The organism is Variovorax nivicola (genome assembly GCF_051216475.1).
Lineage (GTDB): Bacteria > Pseudomonadota > Gammaproteobacteria > Burkholderiales > Burkholderiaceae_C > Variovorax.
On the sequence record NZ_JBPJZK010000009.1, the window covers coordinates 1 to 18,659 of the forward strand.

18 protein-coding genes and 1 pseudogene are annotated in these 18,659 nt (G+C 62.2%); 17 read left to right on the forward strand and 2 right to left on the reverse strand.

What is annotated here, in order from left to right; all coding sequences use genetic code 11:
- The 17 genes and pseudogenes from ACSFBF_RS28385 to ACSFBF_RS28465 form a co-directional block, all read left to right on the forward strand.
- Positions 1–247: pseudogene (locus ACSFBF_RS28385) on the forward strand (glucose-1-phosphate thymidylyltransferase RfbA); the annotation flags it as partial.
- Entirely contained in the window at positions 244–1,593 is a 1,350-nt protein-coding gene (locus tag ACSFBF_RS28390; RefSeq protein ID WP_435472824.1) for a glycosyltransferase family 2 protein, read from the forward strand. The pseudogene ACSFBF_RS28385 and the gene ACSFBF_RS28390, both read left to right, overlap by 4 nt.
- 28 nt (positions 1,594–1,621) lie before the next feature.
- On the forward strand, positions 1,622–2,395 hold the full coding sequence (gene rfbF, locus ACSFBF_RS28395; RefSeq protein WP_435472826.1) for a glucose-1-phosphate cytidylyltransferase: 774 nt from the start codon (positions 1,622–1,624) through the stop codon (positions 2,393–2,395).
- A complete protein-coding gene (gene rfbG / locus ACSFBF_RS28400) occupies positions 2,392–3,462 on the forward strand; it encodes a CDP-glucose 4,6-dehydratase (RefSeq protein WP_435472828.1) in 1,071 nt (356 codons plus the stop codon). Before rfbF ends, rfbG begins: the two co-directional genes overlap by 4 nt.
- A complete protein-coding gene (rfbC, locus tag ACSFBF_RS28405) occupies positions 3,449–4,003 on the forward strand; it encodes a dTDP-4-dehydrorhamnose 3,5-epimerase (RefSeq protein WP_435472830.1) in 555 nt (184 codons plus the stop codon). Before rfbG ends, rfbC (ACSFBF_RS28405) begins: the two co-directional genes overlap by 14 nt.
- A 1-nt stretch (position 4,004) precedes the next feature.
- On the forward strand, positions 4,005–5,231 hold the full coding sequence (locus tag ACSFBF_RS28410; protein WP_435473232.1) for a methyltransferase domain-containing protein: 1,227 nt from the start codon (positions 4,005–4,007) through the stop codon (positions 5,229–5,231).
- The gene (locus tag ACSFBF_RS28415) at positions 5,228–6,082 is read left to right on the forward strand and encodes an NAD-dependent epimerase/dehydratase family protein (RefSeq protein ID WP_435472832.1); all 855 of its coding nucleotides are present in this window, start codon (positions 5,228–5,230) and stop codon (positions 6,080–6,082) included. The genes ACSFBF_RS28410 and ACSFBF_RS28415 overlap by 4 nt, the downstream gene beginning before the upstream one ends.
- Positions 6,072–7,133, forward strand: coding sequence for a class I SAM-dependent methyltransferase (locus tag ACSFBF_RS28420; RefSeq protein WP_435472834.1), 1,062 nt, complete (start codon positions 6,072–6,074; stop codon positions 7,131–7,133). The genes ACSFBF_RS28415 and ACSFBF_RS28420 overlap by 11 nt, the downstream gene beginning before the upstream one ends.
- A complete protein-coding gene (locus ACSFBF_RS28425) occupies positions 7,130–7,870 on the forward strand; it encodes a cephalosporin hydroxylase family protein (protein WP_435472836.1) in 741 nt (246 codons plus the stop codon). The genes ACSFBF_RS28420 and ACSFBF_RS28425 overlap by 4 nt, the downstream gene beginning before the upstream one ends.
- Positions 7,871–7,893: 23 nt before the next feature.
- A complete protein-coding gene (rfbC, locus tag ACSFBF_RS28430; protein WP_258351361.1) occupies positions 7,894–8,436 on the forward strand; it encodes a dTDP-4-dehydrorhamnose 3,5-epimerase in 543 nt (180 codons plus the stop codon).
- Positions 8,433–9,917, forward strand: a complete 1,485-nt coding sequence (locus ACSFBF_RS28435) for a UbiA family prenyltransferase (protein ID WP_435472838.1) — start codon at positions 8,433–8,435, stop codon at positions 9,915–9,917. Before rfbC (ACSFBF_RS28430) ends, ACSFBF_RS28435 begins: the two co-directional genes overlap by 4 nt.
- A 47-nt stretch (positions 9,918–9,964) precedes the next feature.
- On the forward strand, positions 9,965–11,236 hold the full coding sequence (locus tag ACSFBF_RS28440; protein ID WP_435472839.1) for an FAD-binding protein: 1,272 nt from the start codon (positions 9,965–9,967) through the stop codon (positions 11,234–11,236).
- A gap of 10 nt (positions 11,237–11,246) precedes the next feature.
- Positions 11,247–11,996: an SDR family oxidoreductase gene (locus ACSFBF_RS28445; RefSeq protein WP_435472841.1), complete on the forward strand. Its 750-nt coding sequence runs from the start codon at positions 11,247–11,249 to the stop codon at positions 11,994–11,996.
- A gap of 17 nt (positions 11,997–12,013) precedes the next feature.
- The gene (locus tag ACSFBF_RS28450) at positions 12,014–14,044 is read left to right on the forward strand and encodes a hypothetical protein (protein ID WP_435472843.1); all 2,031 of its coding nucleotides are present in this window, start codon (positions 12,014–12,016) and stop codon (positions 14,042–14,044) included.
- 33 nt (positions 14,045–14,077) lie between these two features.
- A complete protein-coding gene (locus ACSFBF_RS28455) occupies positions 14,078–15,007 on the forward strand; it encodes an NAD-dependent epimerase/dehydratase family protein (RefSeq protein ID WP_435472845.1) in 930 nt (309 codons plus the stop codon).
- Between the two features lies 1 nt (position 15,008).
- The gene (locus ACSFBF_RS28460; protein ID WP_435472847.1) at positions 15,009–16,343 is read left to right on the forward strand and encodes an NAD(P)/FAD-dependent oxidoreductase; all 1,335 of its coding nucleotides are present in this window, start codon (positions 15,009–15,011) and stop codon (positions 16,341–16,343) included.
- Positions 16,340–16,741 (forward strand): GtrA family protein, encoded by a 402-nt coding sequence (locus ACSFBF_RS28465; RefSeq protein ID WP_435472849.1) that lies wholly within the window; start codon positions 16,340–16,342, stop codon positions 16,739–16,741. Before ACSFBF_RS28460 ends, ACSFBF_RS28465 begins: the two co-directional genes overlap by 4 nt.
- Here the strand turns inward: ACSFBF_RS28465 and ACSFBF_RS28470 are convergent.
- A complete protein-coding gene (locus tag ACSFBF_RS28470; protein ID WP_435472851.1) occupies positions 16,734–17,612 on the reverse strand; it encodes an NAD-dependent epimerase/dehydratase family protein in 879 nt (292 codons plus the stop codon). The genes ACSFBF_RS28465 and ACSFBF_RS28470 overlap by 8 nt on opposite strands.
- On the reverse strand, positions 17,609–18,646 hold the full coding sequence (gene gmd, locus ACSFBF_RS28475) for a GDP-mannose 4,6-dehydratase (protein ID WP_435472853.1): 1,038 nt from the start codon (positions 18,644–18,646) through the stop codon (positions 17,609–17,611). Before gmd ends, ACSFBF_RS28470 begins: the two co-directional genes overlap by 4 nt.
- Positions 18,647–18,659: the final 13 nt, after the last annotated feature.

Sequence of the window (18,659 nt, forward strand, 5' to 3'; positions counted from 1 at the left end):
TGTGCAGATCATGCAGCGCGGCTACGCATGGCTGGATACAGGCACGCACGACAGCCTGTTGGAGGCGGGGCAGTTCATCGCGACGCTGGAGCATCGGCAGGGGCTGAAGATCGCTTGTCCTGAAGAGATTGCGTGGCGCAATGGATTCATTGATAGTGCCCAGCTCGAGAAGCTCGCCGCGCCGCTTGAGAAGAGCGGGTATGGCAAATACCTGAGGCACCTGTTGACGGACAAGGTGCGTTCGTGAGCGGTCATGAGTTGCTGACCAAGGAGTCAACTCACACAATCACGGTCATCATTCCCACCTTCAACCGGCGGGTGCAGCTGCAGAAGGCAATTGAAAGCGTCCTGCAGGAGCGCCGTGTGCCGGTGCTCGTGCACGTGTTCGACAACGCCTCGACGGACGAAACCGAGGCGTACGTGTGTTCTCTCATGGCGCAGGACCCACGCGTACGCTACCTGAGGCGGCCCGAGAATATCGGCTCCACCGGCAACTACCAAGACGCGCTGGCGCACGTTTCGACGGCCTATTTCGTACCCTTGGCGGACGACGACTGGCTGCTGCCCGATTTTCTGCATGATGCCTACCAAATCCTTGAGGAGTATCGGGAGGCTGGGGCTGCCGTATTCGTGACGGAGGCACGGGATGGGACTGGCGCGCTTCTTCACACCTATCCTGCGCCTCTCGACAAGTTGCACTTTGGCTTGTTGCAGCCGCGCGAGCATCTGACCGATTGGATGACTCATCTCCACTATGGATGGAGCTCTGTCCTGTGGTGCAGAGAAGCCTTGGCCAGCGTGGGGCACCCGTATCTATGTACGGGACTGCCAAGCGATGTTGATTTTCAGGTTCAGATTTTTTGTCAATATCCAGTCTACTTGTGCAAACGGCCAGGCGCTGTTTATTCGATCCACGCGGGCCAAGCTAGTCACGATTTTGACGTTTCTCACATCCATTCCTGGGCTTTGTTGTTTCAACGACTGGACCGAGAGATCAGTCGGCGAAAGATCTTCACGCTAGAGGAGTATCTGCCACTTCGAAAGCTGCTTGAGGAACGGTATCGAGGTGCTTGGCGAGCACCCGCAAAAATTGAGCTATCTGCCAAGGAGCGAAGTTCTGCTGCATCGGCCGTTGGATTTCGACTCGGTGATTGGGACACGGCTTTTTCATTGATTGACGCCGGGCGAACTGAGTTCACCTCGACGGGCAGCGATGTTTTCCGGTTTCCCGCTGCCGGTCGCAAAATGCCAACTCAACTGGCTGGCACGGCGGACAAGTCAGCAGACTTGGTCGAATCGGTCATTGCCTGGATGAAATCGGCCGCTCAGAACGCAGAGCTTCTGGAGCAAGAGATCGGCGTGGCTGCACAGCAAAGATCGGACATGCATGCAGAGCTTTCTAACGAGATCCTTCGACTGTCACGTCAGCATGATGAGTTGGTTGCGGAACTTTCTGCATCAAGGAATCGGGAGCGCGCCGCTTTCTCGTTGTCCGAGGGGGCTGAGCAGGGGCGCTTGGCAACTGAACGGCAATTGAACGAGCTAAACGGACGCATCTTCGTAAAAATCGGAAAGAAGCTGAGGCTTCTTTAGTTGCAAGAACGCAAAGGGTCTTAGTCGCATGAAAGCAGTCATTCTGGCGGGCGGCCTGGGTACGCGCATTTCCGAAGAGACGCATCTCAAGCCGAAGCCCATGATCGAGATCGGTGCCAAGCCCATGCTGTGGCACATCATGAAGCTGTACTCGGCCTACGGCATCCACGACTTCATCATCTGCTGCGGCTACAAGGGCTACGTCATCAAGGAGTACTTCGCCAACTACTTCCTGCACATGTCCGACGTGACCTTCGACATGCGCAGCAACGAAATGCACGTTCACCAGCGCAAGGCCGAACCCTGGAAAGTCACGCTCGTCGACACTGGCGACGAGACGATGACGGGTGGACGCCTGAAGCGCGTCGGCGAATACCTCAAGGACGACGATGCCTTCTGCTTCACCTATGGCGACGGCGTGGCCGATCTGCGAATCGACAAGCTGATCGACTTTCATCGGGCCCACGGGCGCCTCGCCACGGTCACGGCGGTGCAGCCCGCCGGGCGCTACGGCGCGATCGAACGCGATGGCGATGCCGTACGGGGGTTCATCGAGAAGCCGCGCGGCGACGGCGGCTGGATCAACGGCGGGTTCTTCGTTCTGTCGCCTCGATGCCTTGACTACATCGAAGGTGACCAGTCCAGTTGGGAAGGGCAGCCGCTGGCCCGCATCTCCGGGGAGGGCCAGCTGATGGCCTTCGAACACGCCGGCTTCTGGCAGCCGATGGACACGCTGCGCGACAAGAACCACCTGGAGCAGCTCTGGTCCACCCATTCGGCGCCGTGGAAGGTGTGGCCGTGACCCCCTCGTTCTGGCAGGGCCGCCGCGTGCTGGTAACCGGGCATACCGGCTTCAAGGGAAGTTGGCTGGCGATGTGGCTGCATGCGCTCGGTGCCGAAGTCCACGGCTTCTCGCTGCCGCCGCCGACGCCGACCAACCTGTTCACGCAGGCACGCGTCGCCGATCTGCTGCAGAGCCATGCGATTGCGGACGTGCGCGACGGCCAAGCGCTCAAACATGCCGTTCGCGAGGCGATGCCGGAGATCGTTTTTCATCTGGCCGCGCAGCCCCTGGTTCGGTACTCCTACCAGGAACCGGCCGAGACCTATGCCACCAACGTGATGGGCACCGTCAACCTGCTGGAGGCTGTCCGCGCCTGCGAGGGCGTGCGCGCGGTCGTGAATGTCACGACCGACAAGTGCTACGACAACCGCGAGTGGCTGTGGGGCTACCGGGAAAGCGAAGCGCTTGGCGGGACCGACCCCTATTCGAGCAGCAAGGCGTGCGCCGAGTTGGTGACGGCCGCCTATCGGACTTCTTTCCTCGCGCAGGCCGGCGTGGCGGTCGCCACAGCACGGGCCGGCAACGTGATCGGCGGCGGCGACTGGGCCGATGATCGACTCGTTCCCGATTTCTTCCGCGCTCTCCAGGCACAAAGAGCGCTCGATGTGCGTTATGCCGGCGCCACCCGACCCTGGCAGCATGTGCTGGAGCCGCTCTCGGGTTATCTGATGCTGGCCGAGCGCCTCGTCCAGGGCGACGCGCTGGCGGCCTCCGCCTGGAACTTCGGCCCCGCCGACGAGGACGCCATCCCCGTGCGCCAGCTCTTGGACCGCCTGGTCGGCAAGGTGCCAGGCACGCAGTGGCGGGAAACGAATGCCAAGACCGTGCATGAGGCCGGCTACCTCAAGCTCGACAGCAGCAGGGCACGCAGCGAACTGGGATGGCACCCCCGCTGGAGGCTCGACGAGGCGCTCGACAGGATCGTCGAATGGGATCGCGCCTGGCGTGCGGGTGAAGACATGCAGGCGGTCAGCCTGGGGCAGATCGCGGCGCACGAACGCGGGGCAGCGCATGCCGAGGTTTGACGTCACCGCCACCCGCCTCAGCGGGCTCAAGCTGATACAGCGGCACAAGCTGGAAGACTCGCGCGGGTTCTTCAGCCGCTTCTTCTGTGCCGAGGAACTGGCCTCTGCGGGGTTTTCGCAGCCGGTCGCCCAGATGAATCACACCTTGACGCACCGGCGCGGATCAGTGCGCGGGCTGCATTTCCAGTACCCGCCGCATGCCGAGGACAAGCTGGTCAGTTGCCTGCGCGGCAAGGTCTTCGACGTTGCCGTCGATCTGCGCAGGGATTCGCCGACCTTCCTGGCTTGGCACGCCGAAGAATTGAGCGCCGAGAACGCGCGCAGCCTGCTCATCCCCAACGGATTCGCACACGGCTTCCAGACACTCTCCGACGACACCGAATTGCTGTATTTGCATACCACTCCCTACGTGCAAGGCGCCGAAGGCGGGCTGAACCCCGTAGACCCCGCGCTTGCTATTGCCTGGCCGCTCGCGTTCGCAGACCTGTCCGCACGCGATGCCGCGCACCCTTTCATCCCTTCCGACTTCCGCGGTGTTTGACATGAGGTGCCGCCATTGCCACGCAGAACTGTCGCTGCAACTCATGGACCTGGGGTCGTCCCCGCCTTCGAATGCCTACCTAGGCGCCGCGCAACTCGCCGCACCGGAAAAGTGGTATCCGTTGCGCGTGCTCGCCTGTTCCCAATGCTGGCTTGTCCAGACCGAGGACTACGCGCACTACGCGGAGCTCTTCTCCAGCGACTACGCCTACTTCAGTTCGTATTCGACGAGTTGGCTTGCGCACAGCAAGCGCTACGTCGATGAGGTCGTGCGGCGTTTTGCACTGTCACCAGCATCGCACGTGGTCGAGGTGGCTGCCAACGACGGCTACCTGCTCCAGTATGTGCAGCAGGCCGGTATCCCCTGCACAGGCATCGAACCGACGGCCAGCACGGCACGCGCCGCGCGCGAGAAGGGCCTGAGCGTGGTCGAGGCGTTCTTCGGCGTGGCACTGGCCCGGCAACTGGTTGCCGAGGGTAAGGCCGCGGACCTAATCGCCGCCAACAATGTGCTGGCCCACGTGCCGGACATCAACGACTTTGTGGCCGGCTTTGCTGAGCTGCTGAAGCCGCATGGAGTGGCCACCTTCGAGTTTCCGCACCTGATGCGGCTGGTGGCCGACTGTCAGTTCGACACCATCTATCACGAGCATTTTTCCTACCTGTCCCTGAGCGCGGTGCATCGGCTGTTCGAGGCCAATGGCTTGTGCGTCTTCGACGTCGAGGAGCTCGCCACGCATGGCGGCAGCCTGCGGGTCTTCGCGCAACGTCGCGACACGGGCGAGCGTGCGGCCGAGGCAACCGTGGCGCGCCTGCTGGCCGTCGAATTGAATGCCGGACTGACGACCCCGGCCTACTACGAAGGCTTCCAGTCGCGGGCCGACGACGTGCGCGACGGCATCGTCACCTTCCTGATCGAGGCCCGCAGGGCCGGCAAGCGCGTCGGCGCCTATGGCGCCGCGGCCAAGGGCAACACCTTGCTCAACTACGCCGGCATTCGGCCCGGCCTGCTGCCCTGGGTCGTCGACAGGAATCCCGCCAAGCAGGGCCAGTACATGCCCGGCAGCCGCATTCCGATCGTGGACGAGGCGCGCCTTCAGCGCGAAAAGCCCGACTACGTGCTGATCCTTCCCTGGAACCTCAAGGCGGAAGTGATGAGCCAGCTGGCCTACATCCGCGAGTGGGGTGGGCAATTCGTCTGCGCCGTGCCCGGCCTGGAAGTCCTATGAAGGTCGCAGTCACTGGTGCCAGCGGTTTCATCGGCCGGCACGTGGTTCGCCGGTTGTCCTTGCTGCCCGGCGTCCGCGTTGTCGCCGTGTCGAGGCGGGGCGCGGGCGCCTGGCTGCCGGAGGGCGTCGCGCATGTGGCGGCCGACATGAGTGCGGCTTCCGAAGGCGCCTTCGAATGGCTGGGACGGCCCGATGCGCTCATTCATCTGGCGTGGAGCGGCCTGCCGAACTACCAATCGCGGCATCATTTCGACACACACCTGGGCGAGCAGTACCGGTTTCTCGAACAGCTCGTGAAGGCCGGGCTGTCGACGCTGGTGTGTGCCGGCACCTGCTTCGAATACGGCATGCAATCCGGCGAGCTCGACGAATCGCTTCCGACGGATCCTCGCAACCCCTACGGCTTCGCGAAGGATGCATTGCGTCGGGAGCTCGAGTTCCTGGCCGCGGACAGCCAGGTGCGCCTGGCTTGGGCGCGGCTGTTCTACATGTACGGCGAAGGGCAGGCGCCGGGCGCGTTGTACACCCAGTTCATGGCGGCCGCCGGGCGCGGCGATGCCGAGTTCCGGATGTCCGGCGGCGAGCAGTTGCGCGATTTCCTGCCCGTGGCCGACGTGGCGCAGCACCTTGTGGCCCTGGCCCTCGGCCACGAGGCGCACGGGATCGTCAATGTCTGTTCGGGCCGGCCCACCTCGGTGCGCTCGCTCGTCGAGGGCTGGCGCGATTCCCTTGGCTCGCCGATCGCGCTCGCCCTGGGACACTTTCCCTATCCGAATTACGAGCCGATGGCGTTTTGGGGCAGCAATGCCAAACTGATTCGACTGACGCGGGAGGTGGCCGATGCATCGTGAACTCTTGCGCATCGAGGGGCTGCCCGTCCTGCAGAACCGCGTGTTCGACAGCGTCGAGGCGGGCATCGGCTCGGCCCGGGGCGACATGGTCCTGGTGCGGGACGAGGTCACGGGGCTTGTCTTCAACGAGGCATTCGACCCGGCGCTGCTGACCTATGACGCCGACTACCAGAACGAGCAGGCATGCTCGTCGGTCTTCCGAGAGCACCTGGACGCCGTGCTAAGCATCATCAGGCGTCACTTTCAGACGCCGTCGTTGATCGAGGTCGGCTGCGGCAAGGGCTACTTTCTGAACCACCTGCGCGAAGCCGGCTACGAAGCGACCGGCATCGACCCCGCCTTCGAGGGTGAGAGCCCGCATGTCGTTGCCGCTCCCTTCTCGCGAGCACTCGGGCTGTCCGCGGACGCCATCGTGCTTCGCCACGTGCTCGAGCACATTCCGCGACCCTTCGAATTCCTGAAGGAGATCGCCGACGCCAATGGGGGTCAGGGCAAGATCTACATCGAGGTGCCGTGCTTCGACTGGATCTGCCGGCACGGTGCCTGGTTCGACATCTTCTACGAGCACGTCAACTACTTTCGCGCGGCGGACTTCGAGAGGATGTTCGAATGCGTCCATGAGGCGGGACACGTGTTCGGCGGCCAGTATCTCTATGTCGTCGCAGACCTCGCATCGTTGCGGCAGGCTGTGGCGCCGCCGCGCGAGTCGATCGCGTTGCCGGCCGACTTCATGGCCGGTGTCGAACAGAGCAAGGCCCTTGCGCTCGCCGATTCCGGGCCCATGGCGATCTGGGGCGCCTCTTCCAAGGGCGTCATCTTTTCGCACCACCTTCGCGCCGCAGGCGTGGAATTCGACGTGGCGATCGACATCAACCCGATCAAGCAAGGCAAGTACATGGCCGGCACGGGGCTGGCCATCGTCTCTCCCGATCGCGCGCTCGAGTCGCTGCCGCCGGGCGCGCACGTGTTCGTGATGAACTCCAATTATTTCGAAGAGATCGTGGCACAGTCCCGCGGCAGATTTCGACTCGTAAAGGTAGACAAAAAATGACGTTTGACGATGAAGTGGCCGCACGCGTTGCGGCCAACGAAACCAATTCGACCTTGCAGGCGGACGCCAAGGCGCTGATCGGCTCCTCCATCCGCGCAGGCTATTCCTACAACTTCTCCTGGATGGGGCGCCCCATCATCCAGTATCCGCAGGACATCTTGGCGATGCAGGAGCTCATCTGGCGTGTGCAGCCTGACCTGATCATCGAGACCGGCATCGCGCACGGCGGCTCGCTGATCTTCTCCGCGGCGATGCTGGAGCTGAATGCGGCGTGCGGCGGCCCGGCCGATGCGCGGGTGCTGGGTATCGACATCGACATCCGTTCGCACAATCGCAAGGCGATCGAGGCGCATCCCATGATGAAGCGCATTTCCATGATCGAAGGCTCGAGCATCGCGCAGGACGTGATCGACAAGGTCAAGGCCGCGGCTTCGGATAAACGGTCCGTCCTGGTCTGCCTGGACAGCAACCACACCCATGCCCACGTGCTCGACGAGCTGCGCGCTTACGCGCCGCTGGTGAGCGTCGGCAGCTACTGCGTCGTGTTCGACACCATCGTGGAAGATCTGCCCGACAGCCTGTTTCCCGACCGCCCATGGGGACCCGGCGACAATCCGAAGACAGCGGTTCACGAATTCCTCAAAACGCATTCGCATGCGTTCGAGATCGACCGGGCCATCGACAACAAGCTTCTCGTCAGCGTGGCCCCGGACGGCTACCTTCGTCGCGTGGCGTGACCCATTTGAGTTTTGGACAAATCATGAAAGCAACACCGACCGCCATACCCGACGTGCTGGTCATCGAGCCCAAGGTCTTCGGTGACGCGCGCGGCTTCTTCTTCGAGAGTTTCAACGGCAAGGCCTTCGACGAGGCCGTCGGGAAGCACGTCGAGTTCGTCCAGGACAACCATTCGCGCTCGGCCAAGGGCGTGCTGCGCGGTCTTCACTATCAGATCCAACAGCCGCAGGGCAAGCTGGTGCGTGTCGTGCGCGGGGCGGTGTTCGATGTCGCCGTCGACATCCGCAAGTCGTCTCCGACCTTTGGGCGCTGGGTGGGCGTGGAGTTGACGGACGAAAACCACAAGCAGCTCTGGGTGCCTGCCGGGTTTGCCCATGCGTTCCTGGTGTTGAGCGACACGGCCGAGTTTCTCTACAAGACCACCGATTACTACGCGCCGGCGTACGAGCGCTGCATCGCGTGGAACGATCCGACCTTGAACATCGCCTGGCCTGACATGTCCCCTCAACTGTCCGCCAAGGATGCCGCCGGCGTTTCGCTGGAAAAGGCCGATCTGTTCCCATGACTGCGTTTGAGCAAGCGATGAGCCTGGGCGATGCACGATCGGGCCGCGCCACTGCGGGCCGCCGGGTTATCGCGGTCGACCTCGACGGAACGCTGATTCGATCGGACCTGCTGGTCGAGAGCGTCTTCCTGATGCTGCGCTACCAGCCCCTGCTGTTCCTGAAGGCGCTGTTCTGGCTGTTGAAGGGAAAAGCCTATTTCAAGCGGCGCGTCGCCGACGTGGCAACGCCGGTCATCGCTACGCTTCCCTACAACAAGCCTCTGGTGGCCTGGCTCGAGAGCCAGAAAGCCCTGGGTGACGTGCATCTGGTGCTCGCAACGGCTTCCGACGCGCGGCTTGCACGCCAGGTGGCCGACCATCTGGGTATCTTCGACGAGGTGCTCGGCACCGAGGCGAAGAACCTTGCTTCTGCACACAAGCGGGATGCCCTGGTTTCCCGCTACGGCGAACAGCGCTTCGAATACGTCGGCAATTCGACCGCCGACCTGGACGTCTGGCGCTCCGCGAACGTCGCCCACGTGGTGAACCCCGAGTTCAATGTGTTGGCGCGCGCGCGCCGTCTCGGACACTTGGGCGAGGTGTTCGACGATCGCGTGGGATACCTGCGTGTGTTGCGCAAGGCGCTGCGGCTACACCAATGGGCCAAGAACCTTCTCGTGTTCGTGCCATTGCTGGCAACGCACAAGTTGAGCCACTGGCAACTGCTGGGCGATTGCGCGCTCGCGTTCCTGTGCTTCGGTGCCTGTGCCTCCAGCGTATACCTGCTGAACGACCTGCTCGACCTCAAGGACGACCGCAGGCACCGCACGAAGTGCAATCGGCCGCTGGCGGCCGGGACATTTCCGGTCTTCCACGCCATGGTCTGGATGCCCGCGCTGCTGGTGTTCGCGTTCGGTGCGTCGCTGCTGTGGCTGCCAGCGAGATTCGCGGTGGTTCTCGGGGTGTACTACCTCCTGACGCTGGCGTATTCGCTCTGGATCAAGCGCGTGGTCATGCTCGACGTGGTCACGCTGGCGATGCTGTACACGGTGCGCGTCGTCGCCGGCGCCGCCGCGATCGTCGCGCCGTTGACGTTCTGGATCCTGGCGTTCTGCATCTTCATGTTTCTGAGCCTGGCCTTCGTCAAGCGGTACACCGAACTCTATGAAGCCAGGGAGCAAGGGCGGGACGACGCCGCACCGGGGCGAGGCTACGAGGTCCAGGATTTCGAGCTTCTGGCGTCCCTGGGCGGGTCGTCGGGGTATCTGTCGGTGCTCGTGCTCGCCCTCTACATCAACGACGTGGCCTCGCTGCACCTGTATGGACACCCGAAGGTGCTGTGGGTGGCGTGCCCGTTGTTGTTGTTCTGGTTGAGCCGGGTCTGGTTGATCGCGCACCGGGGGCGCATGAATGACGATCCGATCGTCTTCGCACTGCGTGACCGTGTCAGCCGCTGGATTGGCATTGCGTTCGCCGCCACTTTTGTCGCAGCCGCATTTTGAACTCGTCCGCACGCCTGTCGTGGGGGCGGTATCCCCACCACCCGCAAATGGCACACGCCGTTCATTGGCCGTCCGAGGTCGAAGGCGCTGCCGCATCCGCGCTGGCGCAAGGCAGCGGTGGCACGCTCGCGTTCGGCATGGGGCGCAGCTACGGCGACTCCTGTATGGCGGCGTCCGACCATGTCGTGGCGACGGCAGGCATGGACCGCGTGATCGCAGCGGACTGGGAAACCGGCGTGGTCGTCGCACAAGCCGGCCTCACCCTGGGAGCGCTCATCGACATCGCGCTGCCTCGGGGCTGGTTCCTGCCGGTCACACCGGGGACCAAGTTCGTCACGCTTGGCGGCGCCGTGGCCAACGACGTGCACGGCAAGAATCACCATGTGATGGGCACCTTCGGTTGCCACATCAGGCGGCTGGCGCTGTTCAGGACGCAGGACGGGGTGGTCGACTGCTCGCCGCAGGACAACGCCGAGTTGTTCCGTGCGAGCGTCGGGGGGCTGGGCCTGACCGGCATCGTGCTGTCGGTTGAAATCCAGCTGCGTCGCGTGCCCTCTGCCTACATGGCGCAGCGCTCGATCAAGTTCGGTGGATTGGACGAGTTTTTCGACCTGTCCGAGCAGCTCGATGCGCAGCACGAATATGCCGTGGCCTGGGTCGACTGCCTCGCCACCGGCCGGCAGGCGGGGCGAGGACACTACATCGTGGGCAACCATGCACAGGAAGGTGGCTTGCAGGTCTCTTCCGCGAAGCCCAAGAGCATGCCGGTCGATCCTCCTGTGTCGCTCGTCAATGTGGCTAGCCTGCGGATCTTCAACACGCTCTACTACCACCGGCAGCAAGCCAGGCAGGTCCACGCGACGGTCGGCTATGACCCGTTCTTCTATCCGCTCGACAAGCTGCTGCACTGGAACCGGATGTACGGGCGAGCCGGGTTTCAGCAATACCAGTGCGTTGTGCCATTCGCCAGTTCGCGGGACGCGATTCGTGCGGTGCTCGCAGAGATCGCGCGCAGCGGCAGCGGCTCTTTCCTCGCGGTGCTCAAGCGGTGCGGCGATGTTCCGTCGCCCGGACTTCTGTCCTTCCCCTTGCCGGGCGTCTCGCTGGCGCTCGACTTTGCGCAGCGCGACATTGCCAACGCACGGTTGTTCGCCAAGCTCGATGCATTGATTCACGAGGCCGGAGGGCGCCTCTACCCGGCGAAGGACGCGCACATGAGCGCGGTGCATTTTCAGCAAGCCTACCCGGCCTGGCCCCAAGTCGAAGCGTTCCGCGACCCGCATCTGAAATCGCGGTTCTGGAACCGCGTAACTCCCTGAGACCCATTCCATGTCAACAAGAAAGAAGATCCTCATCGTCGGTGCGACCTCCGGTATCGCCGAGGCCGTGGCGCGGCGATATGCCGCCGAAGGCTGCACCTTTGCGCTTGTGGCGCGCGCACAGGACAAACTCGAGGTCGTCGCAAGCGACCTGAGCGCCCGCGGCGCCACGGGGATGTTCAGCTATGTGTGGGACGCGGCCGAGCCAAAGCAGTTCCCCGATGTCGTCGAGCGCGCATGGCGCGACCTCGGCGAGGTCGACGTGGCGCTGATTGCCCACGGCACGCTGCCCGATCAGGCGCGTGCGGCAGTAGACCTCGACTACGCCATCGAGCAGTTCCGTACCAACGGCGAAAGCGCGATTGTCTGCATGCTCGCGCTGGCGCCTCGGTTCGAAGCGCAAGGAAGGGGCACGCTGGCGGTGATCGGCTCCGTGGCCGGAGATCGCGGCCGGCCGAGCAACTTCCTTTATGGCGCCGCAAAGAGCAGCGTGGAGGCTTTTGCTTCCGGCATGCGGGGAAGGCTTTTCAAGCGCGGCGTCAACCTGTTGCTGATCAAGCCGGGCTTCGTTGCCACGCCCATGACGGCCGGGCTCGATCTGCCCAAGAAGTTGACTGCGACGCCGGAGCGCGTGGCCCGGACGATCGTCGATGCGGTGAGCGCAAGGAAGGCCGTCATCTACGTGCCCTGGTTCTGGCAAATCATCATGACGATCATCAAGATGATTCCGACATTCATTTTCAAGAAACTTGGGCTGTAAGGGTGAGGGATAACCTGATGAGTGAGTCAGTTCGAGGCAATGCTGCGGCCCGTGTCGAATGGCGATATTGGTGGATCGTATTTTTTGCCGTTTTTGCGATCGTCCTGGCAACTGCGGCTGGCTTCGTCTTCGGCCCCTACAGGCTGGAGGCGGGCGATTTTGCGGCCAATGCACTGAACATCATCCGCGCCAAAAGTTTCCATGAGATCTACGGGAACTACTCGAGATGGCAGTTCAACCATCCGGGCCCGTTCTTCTTCTATGTGTATGCCTTCGGCGAGATGGTTCTGGTCGACCTCTTGCATTTCGTTCCCTCGCCGCATCAGGCGCATGTGTTCTTCGGCATCATTCTCCAGAGCGGATTCATTGCGAGTTCGGTCGCCATTTCATTGTTTCTGGTGCGCGACAAGAGAATTCTTCTCGCATGGATTCTGGTGGCGTGCCTGGGCGCGGGCATTGGCTACATCGCGGTATCGAGCATCTGGGCGCCGCATGTGCTGTTCGGCCCGTATCTGCTGCTTCTGATTTCCTCGGCGGCGCTGAGCTTGGGCTGGTTCCGCTTTCTGCCCGTGTGCGTCTTCTGTGTCTGCGTCCTGTGCCACGGGCACATCGCGCAGCCGGTGCTCACGTTCCCGGTTTTTCTTGCCGCAATCCTGAGCTTTGCATGGGCGGCGAAGGCGCGGCAGGTGATCGATCCTGCGTGGACTTTTGGCCGCAAGCGCACAGGGGTTTTTGCTGCCTCGTTCGTGATCATGGGCATCTTCCTGATTCCTATCATCATCGACCTGACCCGTTGCCCGGATTGCAACGCGGTGCGAGTCCTGACGTACATGAAGTCGAACCATGGTCAGACGCCCAAATTCAACCAGGCGATGAACTACGTCGCTTCCTATTTCATCTTCGACAGAAAGCCGGAGTGGCTGGACACTGCCCGAGACGTGAAGCTGGGCAGCCTCAAGGTTCTTTTCGAACTGCTCATGGTGGCCGCTGCACTCGTGCTTCCGACGAAGTGGCTGCTGAACCTGAAGAAGTCAAGGGTCGAACTGCAGCGCCTAGCCCTGTTCTGCATTCTGGCCTTGGCGTTCTCGACGCTGTGGGCGCTTCGGATCACGGGGCCGCTCTACGAATTCAACTCCTTCTTCGTGTACTCGATCGTCGGCCTGCTGGGATTGCTGGTCGTCTACTGCCTCATCGCGCGGCTGCCTCGCCCGGTGTTGCTGGTTTTTTCGCTTCTCTGGATCGTGGCCGCCTTTTTCATCGTGCCGCGGTACAACGCGAACTTCGAGGTTTTCAGCAAGCACTCGACGATGCTGGGCGGCAGCGAGCCGGTTCATCTTGAAAAGCCCGGCAGCCGGATCGCCATCAACCAGATCGACGGACAGGATTGGGGCATCAATACAGGCCTGGCCGTGCGCTTGACTCGATCGAACGTTCCCTACTTCGTCCCGAACGACTGGACCTATGTCTTCGGCTGGGGAACCGGCTACACCGAAGAGCGCTTGATAGACAAGAACAACTCGGTGGAAATCTGGACCGCGAAGGTGGACCATCTTCCTTCCGAGTTCACCGAGAGCGACTATTGCCGGATCCGTGACGATTCGCCGATCCTGGACACCCGCGGCGAGATCGAAAAATTCAATCCGCTGAAAGCGAAATGCGAAATTGTTGCTGCGCCGTCCCCGCGTCCCGGCAAGCCGGACGAATGGGAATGGTTGTCCGCCAACATGATCGCGTTGCAATTCAAGTCAAAGAGCGCGTCGAAGCCGGTCGACCTGAGCTTTGAGGTCTTTCCTTATCTGGGCAACGGAAAGATCAAGTCGCAGCACGTGGGTGTGCTTGTCAATGGCGAGGAAATCGGCGGCGAGGAAGTTTCAGGTCAGGGCGTCGTGCATGTGAGCGTCGGCCCGATGCTGTGGAACAGATCTCCCATCACGACGGTCGTGCTGAAGCTCGATGGAAAGCAGTCTCCCAAAGAGTTGGGTCTTTCCGGCGACGACCGGCGCCTCTCCATCGGATTGCTCGGCGTTGGCGTTCGCTACGCGCAATAGCATGTGCCTCATTTTGTTTGTTAGGGTTTCGGTATGAAAATAATTCTTCCTGGAGGGGCTGGTCTCGTCGGGCAAAACCTGGTTGCCCGCCTGAATCGCGAAAAATTCACGCAGATCGTCGTGCTGGACAAGCACCGTCCCAACCTCGAGGTGCTGGCGCGAGCGCATCCCGACGTAGTTGCGGAATACGCGGATGTTTCCAAGCGCGGCGACTGGCTTGCGCATTTCGAAGGTGCTGACGTGGTGGTCATGCTGCAAGCGCAGATCGGCGGCATCGACTACCAGGAATTCGTGGACAACAACGTGATTTCCACGGAACTCATCCTCGAAGCCGTCAAGAAGAACAAGGTGCCCCAGTTGGTCCATATCAGCTCGTCGGTGGTGGAGTCCGTGGCCGACGATTTCTATACCCGCAGCAAGAAGGACCAGGAGCGTATGGTCCTAGACAGCGGCATCGAATGCCCGATCCTGCGACCGACCCTGATGTTCGGCTGGTTTGATCGAAAGCATCTCGGATGGCTGTCGCGTTTCATGGCGAAGGTGCCCGTGTTTCCCGTGCCGGGAAACGGCAAGTTCATGCGCCAGCCGCTGTACGTCGGCGACTTCTGCAACGTGATCATCAGTTGCATCGAAAACACCGTCCGCACCGGGATCTTCAACATCACCGGGCATCAGCAGGTCGACTACATCGACATCATTCGCGAGATCAAGCGCGCCACCAAGGCGAAGGCTCGGATCGTCAAGATTCCCTATGGCCTGTTCTACGGCTTGCTGTGGACTTGGTCGTTGTTCGATCGCAATCCGCCGTTCACCACACAGCAGCTCCAGGCTCTGGTGGCGCGCGACGAGTTCGAGGTGATCGACTGGCCCGGAATCTTCGGTGTGCGCAGCACGCCGTTCAATGAGGCTGTCGAGGAGACCTTTAATCATCCGGTCTACAGCAAGATCGCACTGGAGTTCTGACGTGGCGGAATCGAACCTTGTCGCTCCGGGCTCGCCGCGCGGGCAACGCATTGCCGTTCTGGGAGCCGGCCCCATGGGCTTGGCTGTCGCCTACCAACTGGCCCTCGACGGGCACCGGCCCGTCGTGTTCGAAGCCGACGACCGCGTGGGCGGAATGACCGCGGCCTTTGATTTCGGCGGGCTGCAGATTGAGCGCTACTACCATTTCCATTGCACCTCGGACACGGCCTTTTTCCAGGTGCTCGAAGAACTCGGCCTCTCCTCGAAGATGCACTGGGTGGCCACGAAGATGGGCTACTGGTACCAGAACCGTCTTCAGCCATGGGGAAATCCGATGGCCTTGCTGACGTTCAAAGGCTTGGGGCTGGTCGCCAAGTTCCGTTACGGCCTGCACGCTTTTCTTTCAACCAAGCGAAACGACTGGAAGCCGCTCGACCACGTCGAGGCCACCGGCTGGATCAAGCGATGGGTCGGCGCCGAAGCCTACGAGGTGCTGTGGAAGCGCCTGTTCGACTACAAGTTCTACGAGCACAGCTCCAACCTGTCGGCCGCGTGGATCTGGAGCCGCATTCGCCGCATCGGGCGTTCCCGCTACAGCCTGTTCAAGGAAAAGCTCGGCTACCTGGACGGCGGATCGCAAACGTTGCTGGATGCGCTGAAGGCGGCGATCGAGGCCAAGGGCGGCGAGGTCCGTCTCGCGTCCCCGGCCTCCAAGGTGGTGATCGAAGATGGCGCCGTGAAGGGGGTGCAAACGGCGGCGGGGATGGAGGTCTTCGACAAGATCATTAGCACCGTTCCCTTGCCCTATGTGCCGCGCCTGATGCCGGAGCTGCCGGCGCAGACGTTGCAAGCTTTTGCCGCGCTGAAGAACATCGCCGTGGTCTGCGTCATCGCCAAGCTGCGCAAGCCCCTGACCGAGAATTTCTGGCTCAACATTAACGACCCCGAGATGGACATCCCAGGGTTGGTGGAGTACAGCAATTTGCGGCCGCTGGACCCTCATGTCCTGTACGTTCCGTTCTACATGCCGGGTGAGCATCCGAAGTTCCAGGACGCGGACGAAGTCTTCCTGGCCAAGGTTCGCCGGTACTGCATGAAGATCAATCCGGCGCTGACGGAAGACGACTTCATCGATATGCGCGCCAGCCGCTACCGTTACGCGCAGCCGATCTGTGACCCAGGCTATCTGGATCGCCTTCCGCCTGCCGCCTTGCCGGTACAGGGTTTGTGGGTGGCGGATACGTCGTACTACTACCCGGAAGACCGAGGCATCTCGGAGAGCATCGGATTCGGGCGCGAACTGGCAAAGTCGGCCGCGGCCGCGCAAACCCGATGAAGAGCGCGTTGCTGACGCCGCAGTTCCTCCGGTTTCTCATCGCCGGCGGCATTGCCGCCGCCGCCAACTACGGGTCGCGCTTCCTGTTCAGCCTTTGGCTGGGCTACAGCACGGCCATTGTCCTGGCCTACCTGGTGGGGATGGTGGTCGCCTTCGTGCTGATGCGCCAGCATGTGTTTGACGCAAAGAAGAGCGCGCTCGGCCCGCAGATCATGAAGTTCGTCGGCGTGAATGTGCTCGCTGTGCTGCAGACGCTGGCGATCAGCCTCGTCCTTGCCCGCTGGGTGTTTCCGAAGATGGGCATCGCCGAGCATGCCGAGGCCGTGGCGCACCTGGTCGGTGTTCTCGTGCCGGTCGTCACGAGCTACTTCGGCCACCGGATGCTGACGTTCAAGTAGCCTTGCCGGATCCGGCCGTCTGCAGCATTCGCTGCAGTGTTTCCTCCAGTGGCGGACTGAGCAGCGTGACGCCGTGCGTTGCAAAAAGTGCCCGCAGCTTCGCCGCACTGCCGCAAAGCCGATGCACCTCATTGGCCCGGACGAACGCGGGGTTCACCTCGATGCGCGGCGAATATCCCGTCAGGCGCGCAAAGGTGTCGATGACGAAACGCAATGCGTAGGGCTGGCCGGAGCAGATGTTGTAGGTTTCGCCGGGCTCGCCGTGCGAAAGCAGCAGTAGGTACGCGTCGCAGACCATTCGCACATCGTTGAACTCGCGCTCCACGTCCAGGTTGCCCAGCGCGATGGAAGGCTCGCGGGCCGCGAAGTGCATCGCAAGCTTGGGAATCAGGAAATGGTCGTCCTGGCCGGGCCCCGTATAGTTGAACGGGCGCGTGATCACGAGATCCAGCCGATCGGCATACGTTCGCGCCATGTACTCCATGGCGAGCTTGCTCATGCCGTAGTGGTTGACGGGTGCCGGCGCGTGCGTCTCGCCAATGGGCGACTCGGCCGTGTTGCCGTAGATGTTGGCGCTGCTGGCCAGCAGCACGCGCCGCGGGCGAACCGGTAGCTGCACCAGCGCGTTGAGCAGATTGGTCGTGCCGATCACGTTGACGGCATAGAACGCTTCGTCGTGTGCATGGCCGACGAAACTGATCGCGGCAAGATGCACGACGGCATCCGGCGCGGTGGCCAGGACTTCGTCGCGCAGGGCGTCCGCGTTCGTCAGGTTGGCCTGCAGCGCGACCACGGTGTGGCCCGCCGCGGTTGCATGCTCGGCAAATAGGCGACCGGTAAACCCTTCCGCCCCGGTCAGCAGGATCTTCAAAACGAGAAGCCTTGGGTGTTGCGCCGCAGATCGGCCTCGACCATCATCTGGCACAGCTGTTCCAGCGTGGTGGCCGGCGACCAGCCCAGCTTGGCCTTGGCCTTGGCGGGGTCGCCGATGAGCAGCTCGACTTCCGCCGGCCGGTAGAACTTGGGATTCACGCGCATCACGGTCTTGCCGGTGGCGGTGTCGACCGCGATCTCGGATTCCGCGGAGCCTTTGAACTCGACGCCGATGCCTGCGCCTTTGAATGCGAGCTTGACGAAGTCCCGCACGGTCTCGGTGCGGTTGGTGGCCAGCACGAAGGTGTCGGGTTCGTCGGCCTGCAGCATGCGCCACATACCCTCGACGTATTCCTTGGCGAAGCCCCAGTCGCGCTTGGCGTCGAGGTTCCCGAGTTCGAGCACATCGAGTTTGCCGAGCTTGATCTTGGCAACGCTGTCGGTGATCTTGCGGGTGACGAACTCGCGGCCGCGCAGCGGGCTCTCGTGATTGAACAGAATGCCGCTGGAGCCAAAGATGTCGTAGCTCTCGCGGTAGTTGATCGTCATCCAGTGCGCGTAGAGCTTTGCTACACCATAAGGGCTGCGCGGATAGAACGGCGTGCTCTCGACCTGGGGAATGGCCTGCACCTTGCCAAACATCTCGGAGGTCGACGCCTGATAGAAACGAATCTTCGGGTTGACTAGGCGAATGGCCTCGAGCAGATGGAGTGCGCCGACGCCGGTGATCTGGGCAGTTGCGGCAGGCTGGTTGAAGCTCACGCCAACGAAGCTCTGTGCGGCGAGGTTGTAGATCTCGTCAGGGTTCGCATCCTTGATCAGCGTGATCGAACTGCCAAGATCCGTGAGGTCGTACTCCACGAGATGAAGATCGGGATTGTTCTGAATTCCGAGCTCGTCAATGCGCCAGAAGTTGACGGAACTCGTACGACGATAAGTCCCATAAACCACGTAGCCCTTGGCCAGCAGCAATTCCGCCAGGTAGGCACCGTCCTGGCCTGTGATGCCTGTTACAACAGCGCGCTTTTTCATCGAAGTCCTCTTT